At 59.1% G+C, this 18,318-nt stretch carries 18 protein-coding genes; 17 read left to right on the forward strand and 1 reads right to left on the reverse strand.

Annotated elements, in window-relative coordinates; all coding sequences use genetic code 11:
- Positions 1 to 5 precede the first annotated feature (5 nt).
- The 12 genes from ACR3E0_RS10965 to ACR3E0_RS11020 all read left to right on the forward strand — a co-directional run bounded on the left by ACR3E0_RS10965 (position 6) and on the right by ACR3E0_RS11020 (position 11,199).
- The gene (locus ACR3E0_RS10965) at positions 6 to 737 is read left to right on the forward strand and encodes an isoprenyl transferase (protein WP_480478804.1); all 732 of its coding nucleotides are present in this window, start codon (positions 6 to 8) and stop codon (positions 735 to 737) included.
- A complete protein-coding gene (locus tag ACR3E0_RS10970; RefSeq protein ID WP_480478805.1) occupies positions 734 to 1,516 on the forward strand; it encodes a phosphatidate cytidylyltransferase in 783 nt (260 codons plus the stop codon). Before ACR3E0_RS10965 ends, ACR3E0_RS10970 begins: the two co-directional genes overlap by 4 nt.
- On the forward strand, positions 1,516 to 2,688 hold the full coding sequence (dxr, locus tag ACR3E0_RS10975) for a 1-deoxy-D-xylulose-5-phosphate reductoisomerase (RefSeq protein WP_480478806.1): 1,173 nt from the start codon (positions 1,516 to 1,518) through the stop codon (positions 2,686 to 2,688). The genes ACR3E0_RS10970 and dxr overlap by 1 nt, the downstream gene beginning before the upstream one ends.
- A 4-nt stretch (positions 2,689 to 2,692) precedes the next feature.
- Positions 2,693 to 4,045, forward strand: coding sequence for an RIP metalloprotease RseP (gene rseP / locus ACR3E0_RS10980; RefSeq protein ID WP_480478807.1), 1,353 nt, complete (start codon positions 2,693 to 2,695; stop codon positions 4,043 to 4,045).
- A gap of 82 nt (positions 4,046 to 4,127) precedes the next feature.
- Positions 4,128 to 4,256 carry a hypothetical protein gene (locus ACR3E0_RS10985; protein ID WP_480478808.1) on the forward strand — a complete coding sequence of 43 codons (129 nt, stop codon included), beginning with the start codon at positions 4,128 to 4,130 and terminating at the stop codon, positions 4,254 to 4,256.
- Between the two features lie 126 nt (positions 4,257 to 4,382).
- Entirely contained in the window at positions 4,383 to 6,743 is a 2,361-nt protein-coding gene (gene bamA / locus ACR3E0_RS10990) for an outer membrane protein assembly factor BamA (protein WP_480478809.1), read from the forward strand.
- A gap of 69 nt (positions 6,744 to 6,812) precedes the next feature.
- On the forward strand, positions 6,813 to 7,334 hold the full coding sequence (locus ACR3E0_RS10995) for an OmpH/Skp family outer membrane protein (RefSeq protein ID WP_480478810.1): 522 nt from the start codon (positions 6,813 to 6,815) through the stop codon (positions 7,332 to 7,334).
- A 73-nt stretch (positions 7,335 to 7,407) separates the two neighbouring features.
- The gene (fabZ, locus tag ACR3E0_RS11000) at positions 7,408 to 7,881 is read left to right on the forward strand and encodes a 3-hydroxyacyl-ACP dehydratase FabZ (protein ID WP_480478811.1); all 474 of its coding nucleotides are present in this window, start codon (positions 7,408 to 7,410) and stop codon (positions 7,879 to 7,881) included.
- Entirely contained in the window at positions 7,878 to 8,663 is a 786-nt protein-coding gene (gene lpxA, locus ACR3E0_RS11005; protein WP_480478812.1) for an acyl-ACP--UDP-N-acetylglucosamine O-acyltransferase, read from the forward strand. Before fabZ ends, lpxA begins: the two co-directional genes overlap by 4 nt.
- A 3-nt stretch (positions 8,664 to 8,666) precedes the next feature.
- A complete protein-coding gene (locus ACR3E0_RS11010; RefSeq protein WP_480478813.1) occupies positions 8,667 to 9,461 on the forward strand; it encodes an LpxI family protein in 795 nt (264 codons plus the stop codon).
- Positions 9,461 to 10,618: a lipid-A-disaccharide synthase gene (lpxB, locus tag ACR3E0_RS11015; RefSeq protein WP_480478814.1), complete on the forward strand. Its 1,158-nt coding sequence runs from the start codon at positions 9,461 to 9,463 to the stop codon at positions 10,616 to 10,618. Before ACR3E0_RS11010 ends, lpxB begins: the two co-directional genes overlap by 1 nt.
- Positions 10,618 to 11,199 carry a hypothetical protein gene (locus ACR3E0_RS11020; protein WP_480478815.1) on the forward strand — a complete coding sequence of 194 codons (582 nt, stop codon included), beginning with the start codon at positions 10,618 to 10,620 and terminating at the stop codon, positions 11,197 to 11,199. The genes lpxB and ACR3E0_RS11020 overlap by 1 nt, the downstream gene beginning before the upstream one ends.
- Here ACR3E0_RS11020 and mnmA read toward each other — a convergent pair.
- Positions 11,196 to 12,341: a tRNA 2-thiouridine(34) synthase MnmA gene (mnmA, locus tag ACR3E0_RS11025; protein WP_480478816.1), complete on the reverse strand. Its 1,146-nt coding sequence runs from the start codon at positions 12,339 to 12,341 to the stop codon at positions 11,196 to 11,198. The two genes, ACR3E0_RS11020 and mnmA, sit on opposite strands and share 4 nt — an antisense overlap.
- Before the next feature lie 130 nt (positions 12,342 to 12,471).
- Between mnmA and sciP the strand changes: the two genes are divergently transcribed.
- From sciP to ACR3E0_RS11050, 5 genes are all read left to right on the forward strand, one after another.
- Entirely contained in the window at positions 12,472 to 12,765 is a 294-nt protein-coding gene (gene sciP / locus ACR3E0_RS11030) for a CtrA inhibitor SciP (protein WP_480478817.1), read from the forward strand.
- Between the two features lie 84 nt (positions 12,766 to 12,849).
- The gene (gene ctrA, locus ACR3E0_RS11035) at positions 12,850 to 13,566 is read left to right on the forward strand and encodes a response regulator transcription factor CtrA (protein ID WP_480478818.1); all 717 of its coding nucleotides are present in this window, start codon (positions 12,850 to 12,852) and stop codon (positions 13,564 to 13,566) included.
- A 117-nt stretch (positions 13,567 to 13,683) separates the two neighbouring features.
- Positions 13,684 to 15,810 carry an NAD-dependent DNA ligase LigA gene (gene ligA / locus ACR3E0_RS11040; RefSeq protein WP_480478819.1) on the forward strand — a complete coding sequence of 709 codons (2,127 nt, stop codon included), beginning with the start codon at positions 13,684 to 13,686 and terminating at the stop codon, positions 15,808 to 15,810.
- Positions 15,807 to 17,897, forward strand: a complete 2,091-nt coding sequence (gene recG, locus ACR3E0_RS11045; RefSeq protein ID WP_480478820.1) for an ATP-dependent DNA helicase RecG — start codon at positions 15,807 to 15,809, stop codon at positions 17,895 to 17,897. Before ligA ends, recG begins: the two co-directional genes overlap by 4 nt.
- Positions 17,898 to 18,008: 111 nt before the next feature.
- The gene (locus ACR3E0_RS11050; protein ID WP_480423755.1) at positions 18,009 to 18,131 is read left to right on the forward strand and encodes a hypothetical protein; all 123 of its coding nucleotides are present in this window, start codon (positions 18,009 to 18,011) and stop codon (positions 18,129 to 18,131) included.
- Positions 18,132 to 18,318 lie beyond the last annotated feature (187 nt).

An 18,318-nucleotide genomic window follows, 5' to 3' on the forward strand; every position in this document is an offset into this window, starting at 1 on the left:
TCAGCATGCCCGATGATCCCCAAACCGCACCGGGTGCCGGCCCGCGTCACGTCGCCATCATCATGGACGGGAACGGCCGCTGGGCACAGGCGCGTGGACGGCCCAGGCTGTTCGGCCATCATGCCGGTGCGCGCCGCGTCCGCGAGGTGGTCGAGGCTTGTCCGGGGCTGGGCATCAAGTACCTGACCGTGTTTGCGTTTTCGACCGAGAACTGGAAACGCACTCAGGTCGAGGTGGCCGGTTTGATGAGCCTGTTCCGCCGCTACATCCTGAAAGAAACCAAGACACTGGCTGAAAACGGCATCCGGGTGCGGTTTATCGGGGATCGGGTCCGCTTGGATGCTAAGCTGACCGACCTGATGGACACGCTGGAAGAGGCCACAAAAGGCAACGATCTTGTCCACCTGACCGTTGCGTTGAACTATGGCGGCCGAGACGAAGTGGCGCGGGCCACCAAGAGACTGGCCCGCGACGTGGCCGAGGGGCGTTTGCGCCCGGAAGATGTAGACGAAGAAACCCTGCCCAAATACCTGGACACACGCGTCTTGCCGGATCCGGACCTCGTCATTCGCACCAGCGGCGAGGCACGGATTTCAAACTTTCTGCTGTGGCAATCGGCCTATTCGGAATACGAGTTTATTGACACGCTGTGGCCTGATTTTACGGCGGCCGAGTTGGAAAAACTGTGCCACAGTTTCGGCTCTCGCGATCGGCGGTTCGGAGCGGTTCCGGCATGAGCGACGGCCGATGGTCTGATCTGACCACGCGGGTTCTGTCTGCTGTGGTTCTGGTTGCAATTGGCTCGGTCGAGGTCTGGCTGGGCGGTATCTGGTTCGAAATCTTCATCGCTGCCGCCTGTGGCCTGATGGCCTGGGAACTGGTGCGCATGATCGACCCTGACCGGCCCGGTGTCGCCATTCAGCTTGGCCTTCTGACCGGCGTGGCCGTCATCCTGAGTTATCATCTGCCACCCCTGTACACCGTGCCGGTTTTGCTTGCACCAGCGCTGGTCGGGGCAGGGCAGGTCAGTCGCGCGCGCGGGCTTTATACCCTGTTCGCCCTCTGGATTGCGGCCGCAGGTCTGGGTTTCATCTCGATCCGCGAGAATATGGGATTCGGCTGGATGGTCTGGCTGATCACGGTGGTGGTGGCCACCGATGTGGCGGGGTATTTTGTGGGCAAGACCTTTGGCGGCCCTAAGTTCTGGCCCAAGGTCAGCCCCAAGAAAACATGGTCGGGCACGGCGGGGGGATGGGTGGCCGCCGCTGGTGTCGGACTTGTATTCGCTGTTCACGGCGGTTTTGGCGCGGCGTTCGTGCTGATCTCGGTTCTGGCCTCGATGGCCAGTCAGGCCGGTGATATCGTGGAAAGCGCCGTCAAACGGAAGTTCGGGGTCAAGGACAGTTCCAACCTGATCCCGGGACATGGCGGTTTTCTGGACCGCTTTGACGGCATGATGGGCGCCGCCCTGTTCGTCCTAATCGCGGGGCTGTTCTATGCGCCCGGGGCGATGTGATGCGTAAAGTATCGATATTCGGGGCAACCGGTTCGATCGGGCAGAACACCATCGACCTGATTGCCCGGAACCCGGCAGATTATGATGTCGTGGCCCTGACTGGTGGCACCAATATCGGCAAGCTCGCCGAAGATGCCAGACGTCTGCAGGCCGATCTGGCGGTCACGGCCCATGCGGACCGGTTGCCCGAACTGCGTGATGCGCTTGCCGGCAGCGGCGTTGAGGCCGCTGCAGGTCACACGGCTTTGATCGAGGCCGCGGCCCGTCCGGCGGATTGGGTCATGTCTGCGATTGTTGGCGCTGCCGGGCTGGCGCCGGGGATCGAAGCGCTAAAGCAAGGGGCCACACTGGCGCTGGCGAACAAAGAGACGCTGGTCTGCGCTGGCGCTTTGGTTCTGGACACGGCGTGCACCCATGGCGCACAGCTTTTGCCCGTCGACAGTGAGCACTCGGCGGTGTTTCAGGCACTGGTGGGCGAAGATATGCGCGCGGTTGAGCGTGTGATTATCACCGCAAGTGGCGGCGCGTTCCGCGATTGGCCGCTTGAGGATCTGGGCACCGCCACCGTCGAGCAAGCCTCAAGCCATCCCAACTGGAACATGGGTCAGCGCATAACCATCGACAGCGCATCAATGTTCAACAAGGCGTTGGAAGTGATTGAAACCAAGGAATACTTTGGCATCCATCCGGATCGGATCGAAGTGTTGGTTCACCCGGAATCCATTGTGCACGCCATGGTGGGGTTTCTGGACGGCGCGGTGATGGCCCACATGGGTGTCCCGGATATGCGTCATGCCATTGGGTACGCCCTGCATTGGCCCGAACGACGCGACCTGCCGGTGCCGCGACTGGACCTTGCAGAACTCGGTCGATTGCATTTCCACACGCCGGATGAAGCGCGCTATCCGGCCCTGAAACTGGCCCGTGAGGTCATGGGGCGCGGAGGACTGGCGGGGGCGGTCTTCAACGCGGCCAAGGAGCGCGCGCTGGATCATTTCATAGAACGTCGGATCGGATTTCTGAACATGGCCGACAGTGTGGCTGCGGTTCTCGACCGGTTCGACGCCGCGGAAGGCCTTATTGACGCCCCTTTGACACTTGATAACGTGCAGCAAACGGACCATCTGGCACGTAAGTGGGTAGATGAAGCCGTGGTTGAACGAGCAGGATAGACACTTGGATTTACTTTCTCTCATTCCACAATTCGGCAACTTGCTTTACACGATTGTGGCCTTTGTGATTGCACTCTCCGTCATTGTGGCGGTGCACGAGTACGGCCATTACATCGTCGGTCGCTGGTCCGGCATTCATGCCGAGGTTTTCTCGATCGGGTTTGGCCCGGTGCTGTGGAGTCGAACGGATAAACGCGGAACCAAGTGGCAGATCGCGCTTTTGCCCTTTGGCGGCTACGTGAAGTTCCTTGGTGATGCCAACGCCGCATCCGGGAAAGACCAAGATGCGATGGCCGAGATCGTCGGACAAAGCCCCGAGGAGTTGCGCCGAACCATGCACGGAGCGCCACTGTGGGCACGGACGGCCACCGTTGCCGCAGGCCCCGCATTCAATTTTGCCATGTCCATCCTTGTCTTTGGCCTGATCTTCTGGTCGCAAGGCGTGTCACGGGAACCGCTGACCGTTGGCGAGCTGCATCCATTGCCGGGCACGGTGCAGGAGTTGCAGGACGGTGACGAGATCGTGGCCATAGCCGGGATACCGACGCCCGATTTCGACCAGGAAGGCGCGTGGAGCGATTTCACCGACGCTCTGCCGGTCGAACCCGTTCTGGACTACACGGTGATCCGCGACGGTGTCACCCTGGATGTTGCTGCACCCTGGCTGTTTCCGCCATTGATTCAGCAGGTTGCTCCGCGCAGCGCTGCAATGGATATTCAACTGGCCTCGGGCGATGTGATCACTGCGGTAAACGGTGAGCCCATTTTCGCGTTTGAACAGCTCAAGGAGTTCGTCGAAGGGTCTGATGGCCGTGTCCTTCTGCTGAACGTATGGCGCGATGGTGCGGATCTGGAATTCGCGCTGGCCCCACGCCGCACGGATGAGCCGCAACCGGATGGCGGATTTGTAACGCATTGGCGGATAGGCATTGTCGGCGGAATGATGCTGGACCCTGCGACTGAGCCGGCCGGGGTTTTGGACTCGTTGTCGGGCGGCGTTCAGCAGACGATGCGCATCATCGAAGGATCGCTTTCGGGGCTCTGGCATATGGTGACAGGGGCGATCAGCACCTGCAACATCTCTGGACCAATCGGCATTGCTGAAACGTCGGGTGCCATGGCCAGCCAGGGTGCCCAGAACTTCATCTTTTTCATTGCCGTTCTGTCTACGGCGATTGGCCTGCTGAACCTGTTTCCCATTCCGGCGTTGGACGGCGGTCATCTTGTGTTTTATGCCTATGAAGCGATCGCCGGGAAGCCGCCCAGCGACATGGCATTGCGGGTTCTCATGGGGGCGGGAATCACCCTGATACTGGGGCTGATGCTGTTTTCGGTCACCAACGATCTGTTCTGCTGACTATGGCAACCCGCCCACATTAAAGCCGCAATATCGCCGCATTCCGGAGCTATGTTGTTGACGTAGTTTCCAGGGGCAAACCATGACCAAAGCGCTTCAGAAATCATACGGTGGCTTCAGCTGCCTGCTGATGCTGAACTGGGATGTGCTTTTGAGCTTTGCCGTCACCGCCCTGGCACTTGGCATTGGCGCCTATCTGGCCGGCTTCTGATTCTAAAATCTGTACTTTGAGGGTCCAAGCGCAGCCCATTCATTGGGTGTGCCTTTTGGCCTTTTGACAAGCCCATCCATTCCCGCTACTCAGCATAAAAGTTCTAAATTCTAGGTAGAGAACAAAATGACTGACCGGCGAGGCGCGGGCACATCCTGCGGGGGGCAAAAGTCGACAAACAAGATTTTGTGGCGGACGCTGACTTTTCTTTTCCTTTTTGCTGCCGCGAGCTTAGTGGCATTACCACATGCGGCACAGGCGCAGAACTTCACCATCAATTCGTTTGAGGTCGACGGCAACCGGCGCATCGAAACCGGAACCATTATCGCGCGCACGGGGATCGAGCCGGGACAGACCGTTACCGCCGGGCAATTGAATGACGCCTACCAGCGTTTGCTTGACAGTGGTGTTTTTGAGACAGTCGAACTCACACCGCGTGGAACCACGCTGGTTATCGAGGTTCAGGAATACCCGACGATCAATCAGATCAGCATCGAAGGCAATCGCCGCGTCAAAGATGATGTACTGATCGAAGTGATCCAGTCCCAGCCCCGGCGCGTCTTCACACCGCAGGTGGCCGAAGCGGACGCAGATCTGATCGCCGAAGTGTATTCGGCACAGGGCCGCGTGTCGGCCACCGTAATCCCGCGCATTATCCGCCGCAGCGAGAACCGTGTCGATCTGGTCTTCGAAGTGGCCGAAGGCACAACCATCGAGGTTGAGCGGGTCAGTTTCGTCGGCAACCGGGCGTATTCCGACCGGCGCCTGCGTCGCGTCCTGGAGACCAAGCAGGCCACGTTTCTGCGCACATTCTTTCGCAACGATACATTTATCGGAGACCGGATTGAATTCGACAAACAGGTCATTCGCGATTTCTACCTGTCCCGCGGATACATCGATTTCCGCGTCAACAGTGCAAATGTGGAATTCACCCGCGAACGGGATGCCTTCTTTCTGGTGATGAATGTCACGGAAGGGCAAAAATATTCTTTTGGCAATATCACCACCGTCAGCGAGATCCCGGGTGTGGATGCCGCACCCTACCAGCAAGCGCTCAAGATCAAACCGGGCGTCACATACTCTCCCACATTGATTGAAAACTCCATCGCCCGTCAGGAACGGCTGGGTTTGAAACAGGGTGTGGACTTCCTGCGGGTAGAGCCCCGCGTGACCCGAAATCCCCGCAATTTGACGCTGGATATTGAGTTTGTTCTGACAAAAGGTCCACGAATTTTCGTGGAACGTATCGACATTGAGGGCAACACAACCACGCTTGATCGCGTGATCCGCCGCCAGTTCGATACTGTGGAGGGGGACCCGTTCAACCCGCGCGAAATCCGTCAGGCCGCTGAACGCATCAACGCTCTTGGATTTTTTGCTACTGCAGACGTTGAACCCCGAGAAGGATCTTCACCCAGTCAGGTTATTCTGGATGTGGATGTCGAAGAACAGCCAACGGGCTCCCTGAGTCTTGGCGGTAGCTACTCGGTATCCGATGGTTTTGGGATCGCAATTGGTTTGAACGAGTCCAACTTCCTTGGACGCGGACAGAATCTAGGTGTTACACTGAACACATCTCAGGACTCCGAGCAGTACACGATCAATTTCACTGAACCCTATCTGCTGGGACGAAAGTTGAGATTTGATCTTGGACTTGGCTTGGCAAACACGAACTCAAGCTTTGCGAGCTATGACACCGAGAGCATCTTCTTCAATCCTCAGTTAACCTACGCAATTGGCGAATTGTCGTCAGTCCGACTGCGGTACGGCTGGAACCGCAGCGAGATGAAACAACAGGACAACGAAGTGAACGGCGCCGTTATCGCTTCGGAAATCGCGCAAGGCGAACGGGTCAGCAGTACATTGGGTTTGTCTTACATTTATGACAGCCGTTTGGGTGGCCTGAATCCTAATGCCGGTGTGTTGTTTGAAGTCGGGGTGGATGCCGCTGGCCTGGGTGGCGACAACGAATTTTTCAAGACAACCGCACGCGGTATTGCACAAACTCGTGTTTGGAATGAAGAGGTTATTTTGCGGGCTACTCTGGAACTCGGCGCGTTGCATTGGAGCGGCAATGATTTCAGCCGAACCTTGGATCGCTTCGTTCTGGGGCCGAACACCTTCCGCGGGTTTGAGCCCGCCGGCCTTGGTCCGCGCGATTTGTCCAACGGTCAGGATGACGCAATCGGCGGCAACTATTACTGGGTCGCCCGGTTTGAAACCGACTTCCCGCTGGGCCTGCCCGAGGAACTGGGACTGCGGGGTGGTTTGTTCTATGACGTGGGCAACCTGTACAATATCGATAATGTGAACACGGCCGGTGCGGACATCGTCGGCGCAAATGGATCGATCCGTCACGTTGTCGGGCTTTCAGTGCTGTGGGAAACACCTTTTGGTCCTTTGCGCTTCAACTTCTCGAAGGCTTTGAAAAAGGAAGACTTCGACAAAGAGCAGAACTTTGACCTGACCATTCAGGCGCGGTTCTGACCAACGATGCTGAGTGTTTCACGGTCGAGAAGACAGGGCCCGATCCGGGCCCTGTGTTTTTTGTTTTGCATGATCGTCGCATCGCCGGCGCTGGCGCAACAACTCGGCGTGACGCAGTCAGGTGTCATAACGATATCCAGCGAACGGCTGTTTACCGGCTCTGATTTTGGTCAGCGGGTCCTGAGTGAAATCGAAAGTGAAAGCGCTCTGCTGGCTGAGGAAAACGAGCGTATCGTCGCTGAACTCAGCAAAGAAGAAAAAGACATCACCGAAAAGCGCGCCGATCTTGAACCGGACCAGTTTCGCCCGCTGGCCGAAGCCTTTGACAGAAAGGTGCAGTCCCATCGCGAAGGTCAACGGGCCAAGCTTGATGCCCTGGCCCGGCGCAGCGAAGAGGCTCGGCAGACGTTCTACGAACTGGCGCGCCCGGTCCTGATTGATCTGCTGCGGGAAACAGGCGCCTCGATGATTCTGGAACGATCGAGTGTCTTTCTGAGCTCGGACACATCGGACGTGACCGACCTTGCGATCACGCGGATCAATGCGGCGATTGGCGATGGCAGCGGGTTACAGGACGGACGAGGCGAATAGCTTCGCTTGCCCTCGGGTTCCGGTGTTGCTAACCACGCTGAAAATGAGAAATCCAAAACGGGACATCGACACTATGACGACGGATACAAAAAGCGCCGACATTCAGCTGATCCAGCGGATATTGCCGCACCGCTATCCGTTCCTGCTGGTCGACAAGGTGGTCGATATCTCGGGTTACCAATCGGCTGTCGGCATCAAGAATGTTACCATGAACGAGCCGCATTTTCAGGGGCATTTTCCGGGCACGCCGATCATGCCGGGCGTCACGATTGTCGAGGCGATGGCACAAACCGCTGGTGTAATGCTGGGGGTTGGCATGGATGTCGTCGACACAGAGCTGCTGATTTACTTCATGAGCATCGACAAGTGCAAGTTCCGCCGCAAGGTGGTGCCGGGCGATGTGCTCGAAATGCATGTTGAGACCCTGCGCGGCAAGAAGGGCGGCAAGCTCTTCAAGTTCGGAGGCCGTGCGACCGTAGAGGGTGAGGTGGCCGCCGAAGCCGAGTTTTCGGCCTATGTCGACTGGGAGATGGAAAAGACGACATGAGCGGTATTCACCCCAGCGCAATCATCGAAGACGGTGCGCAGATCGGCAATGACTGTGCAATAGGGCCGTTCTGCTACATTGGCGCGCAGGTCAAGCTGAGGGACCGGGTTGAACTGAAATCGCATGTTGTCGTGACCGGGGATACGTCGGTTGGCGAGGACACCGTCATCTTCAATTTCTCGGTCATCGGTGAGATTCCTCAGGATCTCAAGTTTGGCGGTGAAAACACCCGGCTGGAGATCGGCAAACGCAATCGCATCCGCGAGCATGTGACCGTCAATACCGGCACGGATGGCGGCGGCGGCGTGACCCGGATCGGTGATGACTGCTTGTTGATGGCCGGGGTGCATGTGGCGCATGATGTTCAGATTGGCGACCGTGTGATCATGGTCAACCACGCTGGCGCGGCCGGGCATTGCATCATCGAAGACGACGCCATCATTGGCGGTATTTCCGGACTGCATCAATTTGTTCGGGTGGGCCGCGGCGCGATCATTGGTGCCTTGACCATGGTGCCGAATGACGTGATCCCATATGGCCTCGTTCAAGCTCCGCGCGGAGAGTTGGACGGGCTGAACCTGGTCGGCCTGAAACGCAAGGGTGTTCCGCGCGAGGATATCTCGGCGCTGCGCGCAGCCTTCCGTGAATTGTCCGACGGCGACGGTACCTTCATGGATCGGGCGGAAAGAGTCGGTCAATCCAATAACAGCGAATACGTGCAGCGGATCGTTGATTTTGTGACCGGGCACAGTGATCGTTCATTCCTGACACCGGGGAAGTAAACCATGCTGGCGCTGATCGCAGGAACCGGCGCACTGCCGACCCAATTGGCGACCGAATTGTCCGAGCGCCCGGTGATCTGTGCAATGGAAGGGTTCCTTCCTGATGACCTGACAGCGGATCTGGTGTTTCCAATTGAACAGCTGGGCAGCTTCGTCGCCGATCTTCGCGCGCGCGGCATCACCGAAATCTGCATGGCGGGTGCTATACAGCGCCCCCCGATTGATCCGAGCCGCATTGACGCAGCAACACTGCCGCTGGTCCCGGTTCTGCAAAAGGCGATCCAGGCCGGGGATGATGGCGCTCTGCGCGCCGTGATCCAGATTTTCGAAGAGGCGGGTTTGCAGGTGCGGGCTGCGCATGAGATCGCGCCGGGTCTGCTGCCGCCATTGGGATGTCTGACCGAAGCGCAGCCATCGCAAAGTGACCTGTCGGATGCGGACCGGGCCGTGGGAATTCTGCGCGCGATGGGGGCCGCGGATATTGGCCAGGCCTGCGCCGTATCCAAAGGGCAGGCGGTGGCCATCGAAGGTATCTTTGGGACCGCGTGGATGCTGCAGTCGCTCACGCAGCGCCCCGATGCGGGCGGCGGCATTCTGTTTAAAGGGCCAAAACCCGATCAGGACCGACGCGCAGATTTGCCCGCCATTGGACCCGACACGGTGACGGGTGCGGTGGCCGCCGGATTATCCGGGATAATCATCGAGAAAGATGGCGTGATTGTTCTGCAGCGCGACCGTGTTGTCGCGGACTGCAACCGTCTTGGCCTGTTCCTTTACGTGCGCGAGCGGGCCGTCTGATGCGCGTGTTTCTGGTCGCCGGGGAACCCTCGGGGGATCGGCTGGGCGGCGCGCTGATGGACGGGCTCAAAACCCTTGTTCCGGGGATCGAGTTTGACGGCGTTGGCGGCGCTTCGATGCAGGCGCAGGGGCTGGTCAGCCGATTTCCGATGTCGGAACTCAGCGTCATGGGCCTTGTCGAGGTATTGCCCAAGTTCTTTCATCTCAAACGTCGGATTGCCGAAACGGCGCAGGCCGTCCTCGACACCAAACCGGATGTGCTGATCACCATCGACAGCCCGGATTTCTCTCTGCGAGTTGCCAAACTGGTCAAAGCCGGCAGCGATATTCGCACCGTCCACTATGTCGCCCCCAGTGTTTGGGCCTGGCGGCCGGGGCGCGCGGATAAGATGGCCAAGGTCATCGATCACGTTCTCGCGTTGCTGCCGTTTGAGCCCCCCTATATGGAACGCGCCGGGATGGAGTGTGATTTCGTGGGCCATCCGGTTGCCAGCGAACCCGTCGCAACACCGCAGGAAATCGCGACGTTTCGGACAATGTTCGATCTGGGGGACGCGCCGATCCTGCTGGCCTTGCCGGGGTCGCGCCGCGGTGAAATTGAGCGTCTGTCGGAGTGTTTTGGCCAAGCGCTGCACCGGTTTTGCGCAGAGCGGCCCGAGGTCCGTGTCGTTGTTCCCACCGTTGGTGCGGTGACCGATCTGATCAACACCATCGTGCCGGGATGGCCCGGTGACCCGCTGGTCTTGGACCCACGCCATATCGGGGAGGTTCAGGCCAACGCGTACAAACGGGCCGCGTTTGGTGCCGCTGATCTGGCTCTTGCAGCGTCGGGAACCGTGTCCTTGGAACTTGCGGCGCAGAGCACACCGATGGTGATTGCCTACAAGCTGAATTGGCTGACCCAGAAAATGGCTGAGCGGCTGGTCAAGCTGGACACCGTGACGCTGGTCAATCTGGTGTCCGAAACCCGGGCGGTTCCGGAATGCCTTTTGGATGACTGCCAGCCCGACAAGATCGCCTCTGCCCTGAAACAGGTGGCAAACGACCCGGATGCGCAACGTCAGGCGATGGACCTGACAATGGAGCGTCTGGGGCGGGGTGGGGAGGCTCCGGGCCTGCGGGCCGCCAAGGCGGTTCTGGCGCGGATGCAGCACTGATGCTGGACTATGCGGTCTTTGCGTTATCCGCCTTCATGGCGCAGGTTTTGACAAACCTGGACAATCTGGCCGCGTTGCTGGCCCTGATGCTTGTATCAGGCCCAAGACGGTCGGTTCTCGGCTTTCTTCTGGCGCAGATCCTGATCATCGCCGCCGCCTACTTCGTCGCCATGGGTGTTGACGATGTCATTCCCAACTGGGCCGGGTATCTGGGGCTGATCCCTCTGTCCCTCGGGCTATTCGGGGTGATCAAACAGCTTCGCGGAACCGCAGTGGACACCGAGCCCAGGATTGAAACCGGTGCGTCGGCCATCGTGATCTCGATGCTGTTTGTCAGCCTGTCGATGGACACATTCGCGGTTCTTGCGCCGCTGCTGGCCGACTCGGCCCCCGGGTTCCGGATGGCCGGGCTGATCGGGGCCGGGGCCGCCGCGCTCGGGCTGGCGTTCGTGGCGTTGCTGGGATCCAGAGCGCCGTTCATGACCGGGGCGCTGGCGCACAGGCTGGAACGGTTGGTGCCCTATGTGATGATCTGTGCCGGGCTATACATTCTCAGCAATTCCTGGACCGACGCGGTTTAGTAACCGCGCCAGATCCAGCCGCCGCCGAAAATGCGACTGCCGGTGCTTTCATAAAACACGCAGGCCTGACCGGGTGAAATCCCTTCCTCGGGCGTCAGCAACTCGACCTCTGCCGTGGTGTCCGACAGGGGCCGAACAATCGCTTCGCGCGGGGGGCGGGTCGAGCGGACTTTCACCGACAGGTGCCATTCGGATTGCGAGGTGAAGGGGTCATCCCCCAGCCAGTTGATCTCGCGCACGGGAATGGTCCGGGTGGCCAGCATCTCCTTGGGCCCGACGACGACCTGTTTCTTGTCGACATCCAGCTTGACCACATAGAGCGGCTCGCTCAGCCCGCCGATGCCCAGACCGCGCCGCTGACCGATCGTGTAGTGGATCACGCCATCGTGCTGTGCCAGAACGCGCCCGTCAGCATGAACAATCTCACCCGGTTCCGCCGCGCCCGGACGCAGTTTCTCGATCACGCTGGCATAGTTGCCGTTGGGCACAAAGCAGATGTCCTGACTGTCCGGCTTGTCCGCCACAGACAGGCCGTACTGCGCCGCCATCTCGCGCGTTGCGTCTTTTGACGGCAGATGTCCCAGCGGGAAACGCAAAAACGACAACTGCTCGGGCGTCGTCGAGAAAAGAAAGTACGACTGATCCCGATTGGCATCCTCGGCGCTGTGCAACTCGGGACCATGAGTACCGATCTTGCGCTGGATATAATGACCGGTGGCCATGCAATCGGCTTCGAGGTCCTTGGCCGTTTCCAACAGGTCCTTGAATTTCACACGCTCATTGCAACGAATGCAGGGCACCGGTGTCGCGCCCGCCAGATAGCTGTCGGCAAACTCGTCGATCACTGCATCCTTAAAGATGTTCTCGTAGTCCAGAACGTAATGAGGAAACCCGCGTTCCTCGGCCACGCGGCGCGCGTCATGAATATCGATCCCTGCGCAACAAGCCCCTTTCTTGGCCAGCGCTGCGCCATGGTCATAGAGCTGCAGAGTGACACCCACGACATCATAGCCCTGATCGGCAAGATGCGCCGCGACCACGGAACTGTCGACCCCCCCGGACATGGCCACAACCACCCGCGTTTCCGAGGGAGGTTTAGCAAAGCCAAGCGAGTTCAGCGGTGTCTCGGCATCGAGGGCCATTCGTGATTCCAGTGCGGGTTAAAGAAGACCGGCAGAATATAGGAAAATTCTAAGCACTCTCAAGAGGCGGTTTCACCGGGAATTAAGTAGGCTGATGACAGCTTTGTCGCAGCAGGAAAAGGGTAGAAAGATGTATTTGCACAAAGTCGAGGGCCCCAGGTCCGTTACCTTGCCGGACGGAACGGTTTTGTCCCGCGCCGATCTTCCACCGGCAGACACCCGACGGTGGGTCGCGTCCCGAAAGGCGGTTGTCGTACGCGGCGTGCTGTATGGGCTGATCACATTGTCGGACGCAAAAAAACGCTATGGCATCAGCGATGAGGAATTCAACACCTGGGTCGCGGCGGTTGCCGAATACGGCGTGGACGCATTGAAAGTGACGGCACTAAAAAAATATAGACAACCAAAAGTAGAAAGCGAATAAATGAATCAATGGTAACGTCAGATTAACCATTCTTGGTCAGGGTCATTTCAGAATGGAATAGTTGACCCGAATTGGAGCAGTGAAATGCGAATACTTCTTGTCGAGGATGATCCGACCACGTCTAAAAGCATCGAATTGATGCTGACGCATGCGAATCTCAATGTTTACGCAACGGATCTTGGCGAAGAAGGAATCGATCTCGCAAAACTCTATGACTACGATCTGATTTTATTGGACCTGAACCTGCCGGATATGAATGGGCACGAGGTTCTGCGTCAGTTGCGCATTGCACGCGTTGAGACACCGATTTTGATCCTGTCCGGCGCGGACGACACAGAAAGCAAAATCAAAGGGTTCGGCTTCGGCGCGGATGATTATTTGACCAAGCCGTTCCACCGGGAAGAACTGGTTGCCCGCATTCACGCCATTATCCGGCGCTCGAAAGGGCATTCTCAGTCCATTATCCATACCGGCCGGGTCGCGGTGAATCTCGATGCCAAAACGGTTGAGGTCGATGGACAAACCGTGCACCTGACCGGCAAGGAATACCAGATGCTGGAACTGCTGAGCCTGAGAAAAGGCACAACGCTGACCAAAGAGATGTTCCTGAACCATCTCTATGGCGGTATGGACGAACCGGAATTGAAAATTATCGACGTGTTTATCTGCAAACTCCGTAAAAAGCTCAGCAATGCAACCGGTGGCGACAATTACATCGAAACCGTCTGGGGCCGGGGCTATGTATTACGCGATCCTCAGACAAATTCAGTCGACGAAACCAGAATGGCTGTCGGCGCCTGACGCAAACTTGCTGCCGTTGGTCCAGGGCAGCACACTCACTCACGGCTCAGCACGACTGGACCTGACCATGACCTCGCCCTATCACTGAAAGTCCAGACGACGTGATTGGGCGAGGCCATGGGCGAAACCGATTCAATACAAGACCTGACAGAAGACCAGGCGCGGCAGGAACTGGCACGCCTGTCTGACCTGTTGCAGCGCGCCAACAGGCTGTATCACGCCGAAGACGCACCCGAGATTTCGGACGCGGACTACGACGCGCTGAAGCGCCGAAATGCAGGTATCGAGGCGCGGTTTCCGCATCTCAAACGCGCTGACAGCCCATCCGACCAGGTGGGTGCCCGAGCCGCAGACGGGTTTGCAAAAGTGACCCATGCGGTGCGCATGATGTCGCTGGGCAACGCGTTCGATGATGAGGATGTGGCGGATTTCGACCGATCCATCCGAAAATACCTTGGGCTGGCTACAGATGAACCTCTGGCGTTTACGGCAGAGCCCAAGATTGACGGCCTGTCCCTCTCTCTGCGGTACGAGCAGGGGCACCTGATACAGGCCGCGACGCGGGGCGATGGGGAAGTCGGTGAAAACGTGACCGCCAATGCACTCACCGTTTCGGACATTCCAAAACAGATCACCAACGCCCCGGACATTCTGGAGGTTCGGGGCGAGGTCTACATGTCGCATGCCGATTTCGATACGTTGAACGCGCGTCAGGCAGAGACCGGCGGCAAGCCGTTTGCCAATCCCCGGAACGCCGCTGCGGGGTCCTTGCGCCAGCTGGATGCCAGCATCACCAAATCACGCCCGCTGCGTTTTTTTGCATATGCCTGGGGGGAGCTCTCCGAACCTCTGGCCGACACGCAGATGAGCGCGCTTGAGCGCCTCGCCGGGTTTGGGTTCTCGACAAATAACCTGACCAGGGTCTGTGACACTATACAGGACATGCTTGCCCACTACCGGGATATCGAGGCACAGCGTGCGACCCTTGGGTACGACATCGATGGCGTTGTCTACAAAGTGAATGATCTGGCATTGCAGTCGCGGCTGGGGTTCCGCTCGACCACTCCACGCTGGGCGATTGCGCATAAATTCCCGGCCGAGCTGGCCTGGACCCGGCTGGAGGGGATCGACATACAGGTGGGTCGCACTGGTGCGCTCAGCCCTGTTGCCCGCCTGCACCCGGTGACCGTGGGGGGCGTGGTGGTGTCAAACGCCACCCTGCACAACGAGGATTACATTGTCGGGCGCGACGCAAAGGGCGGGTCCATTCGCGACGGCAAGGACATTCGCGTCGGCGACTGGGTTCAGGTGTATCGGGCCGGCGATGTGATTCCAAAAATTGCAGATGTTGACCTGTCGAAACGCCCTGACGACGCCACGCCATATGTGTTTCCAACCCGATGTCCTGAATGTGACAGCGATGCGATCCGCGAAGAGGGTGACGCGGTGCGCCGGTGCACGGGCGGCTTGATCTGCCCCGCCCAGGCGGTCGAGAAACTGAAACACTTTGTGTCCCGCAAGGCCTTTGACATCGAAGGGTTGGGCGCAAAACAGATCGAGATGTTTTACGACGACCCCGATCTGCCCATCAAAACGCCGGTTGATATCTTTACGCTTCAGGATCGCGACGCGGGCAATCTGAACAAACTGGCCAACCGAAAGGGCTGGGGCGCACAGAGCGCGGGCAACCTTTGGGCCGCGATTGAGGAAAAGCGGTCAATCCCGTTCGGGCGATTGCTGTTCGCCCTGGGAATTCGGCATATGGGCGAGGCCGCCTCCAACCTAATCGCAACCCACTATGGCACCTGGGACGAGTTTGAGCGGGCCATCACAACGGCCTGTGCGTTCCAGGGTCCGGAATGGGAGGATTTGCTGGGCATTGACGGGGTCGGAGAGGTCATGGCGCGCGCGCTGGTGTCGGCCTTTGCTCAATCTGCCGAACGGGCAAGCATCGACGCGCTGATCGACCAGTTGCAGGTCCAGGAGGCGAAAAGACCGGATGCGTCAGACAGCCCGGTCGCTGGAAAGACCATTGTTTTCACGGGCACGCTGGAAAAAATGACCCGCGCCGAGGCCAAGGCGCGGGCCGAAGCTCTGGGCGCCAAGGTATCCGGGTCGGTCAGCAAGAAAACCGATTTGCTTGTGGCCGGGCCGGGCGCGGGATCAAAGGCCAAAAAGGCGGCGGACCTGGGCGTCGAAACCCTGGATGAGGATGGCTGGCTGCAGCTGATCGAAGGCACATGAGCGGGCGGCCGGAACAGCTTTTCCCGCTGTTTGCCAGTCTCGAAACCCTGGATGGGGTCGGCCCAAAGACAGCGCAGGTGCTGGCCCAAACCGGGATCGAAAGCCCGCGCGACGTTCTGTTCGGCCTGCCATATGCGGTTGTCGACCGGCGTCGGCGTGACACGATTCGGGGGGCGGATCTGCCAACGACGCTGACCGTCGAGGTCACCGTCGGTGCCCACACCCCACCGCGCAACAAGGGTGGGGCGTACCGCGTACATGTCGAAGACCGTCAGGCGGATTTCCAACTGGTCTTTTTCCACGCGCGCGGGGACTACCTGAAAAAGGTGCTGCCACCGGGATCGCGCCGGGTGATCTCGGGCAAACTGGAGTTGTTCGACGGGATGGCGCAGATGGTGCACCCCGATCACATGCTGCCGGTTGAGGAGGCCCGCGAGATCCCGGACTTTGAACCGGTGTATCATCTGACGCAGGGGCTGACGCAAAAGGCGGCTTTCAAAGCGGCGCGAAGCGCGCTGGCGCGGGCACCGGAACTGGCGGAATGGATCGATCCGGCGCAGGTTGCTCAGCAGAGCTGGCCGAACTGGGCCGCGGCTGTCCATGCTGCGCATAGTCCGAAAGGGGCTGATGATGTGGCCCCGCATGCCCCGGCGCGCACGCGTCTGGCCTATGACGAGTTTCTGGCCCACCAACTGACGCTCGCTTTGGCCCGCCAAAGGGAACGTAAATCGCGCGGTATCGTCAGCATCGGAACTGGTACCTTACAATCCAAAGTGCTGGGAAACCTGCCGTATCGCCCGACCGGAGCGCAAACCCGGGCGATCGAGGAGATTTCGGCAGATATGGCGTCGGACCTGCGCATGAATCGTTTGCTTCAGGGCGATGTCGGCGCAGGCAAGACGCTTGTTGCGTTCATGGCATTGCTGGTTGCGGTCGAAGCGGGCGGGCAGGGCGTCATGATGGCCCCAACCGAAATTCTGGCACGGCAACATCTGGAAGGGTTGCGACCGCTGGCAGAAGAGGCTGGTGTGGTTCTCGAGATCCTCACCGGACGCGACAAGGGCACGGAACGGCGGGCCAAACTGGCTGCGTTGAAACAGGGCGACATTCAGATTTTGGTCGGCACGCATGCGGTGTTTCAAAGCGATGTCGCGTTTCAGAACTTGCGCCTCGCCATTGTCGACGAACAGCACCGGTTTGGCGTGCGCCAACGGATGGAGTTGTCGGAAAAGGGACAGGGCGCGGACGTTCTGGTGATGACCGCCACACCGATCCCGCGCAGTCTGGCGCTGGCACAGTATGGGGACATGGATGTGTCGGTGCTGGATGAAAAACCGCCCGGACGCAAGCCGATCAAAACCGCCATCGTCAGCACGCAACGCATGGACGAGGTCGTCGCCCATCTCAGGGGCGCGATCGACGAGGGTCGGCAATGTTACTGGGTCTGCCCCTTGGTGGACGAATCCGAGGTGTCCGACCTGACCGCCGCCGAGGAGCGTTTCAAGCGCCTGCGCGCGATACTTGGGGACGATATCGTTGGCCTTGTGCACGGCCAGATGCCGCCTGCAGACAAAGACGCGGCCATGGCCGCTTTTCAGACCGGTCAAACCAAGGTTTTGGTCGCGACCACCGTCATCGAAGTCGGCGTGGACGTTCCCAACGCCTCGATCATGGTTATTGAACGCGCCGAGATTTTCGGCCTCGCCCAGCTACACCAGTTGCGTGGGCGAGTGGGGCGGGGAGATGCCGACTCAACCTGCCTGCTGATGTACCAGCCGCCATTGAGCGAGGGGGGACGCAAACGGCTGGAAGTTCTGCGGGAAACCGAGGACGGGTTTCGTATATCTGAAACCGACCTCGAGATGCGGGGGGCGGGCGATCTGATTGGCACCGCGCAATCGGGTTTGCCAAAGTTCCGCATTGCGGATCTGGAACGGCAGGCCGGTCTGATGGCTGTGGCCCAATCCGATGCGCGGGCATTGCTGACTGCAGACCCGAAACTGACCTCGGATCGGGGGCAGGCAGCGCGTGTTCTACTCTGGCTGATGAAACAGGATCAGGCAATCCGTTTGATTTCAGTGGGTTAACCAAAAAGTCGCCAATTAGTTCACAAATGTTCTCAAAAAGTTCTTTACCGACTCGGGGAAATATGAGAACAAAAGGTCAACAAAGGATTAAACCTGACCGGAGTGGAACTCATGCTGGCCCAGATCAAAACCGTCTTTTCCCGTTCGCAATCCACGATTTTGCAGGATGCGGCAGGTGTGGCGTCTCTGGCCGTCATGCTGATGGTTGCCCTTCATCTTCCGGTTGGATTTTAGGCCTTTCTGCCTGCGCTCTCGTGCCGACTGACCCGCGCTTGTCATCCCCATTACGGTCAAGGGTGACCTGCCTGTCCCAAACCCCTTGAGGGGCCATGCCTCGGCCCCGCGCGGATATCCGGACCCCACACGAGAAACGCATTACCTGCCGCCGCCCTTTCTGCCCGGAAGGAGCGGCGGCTTTTTT

Source organism: Ruegeria sp. AJ12 (assembly GCF_056536245.1).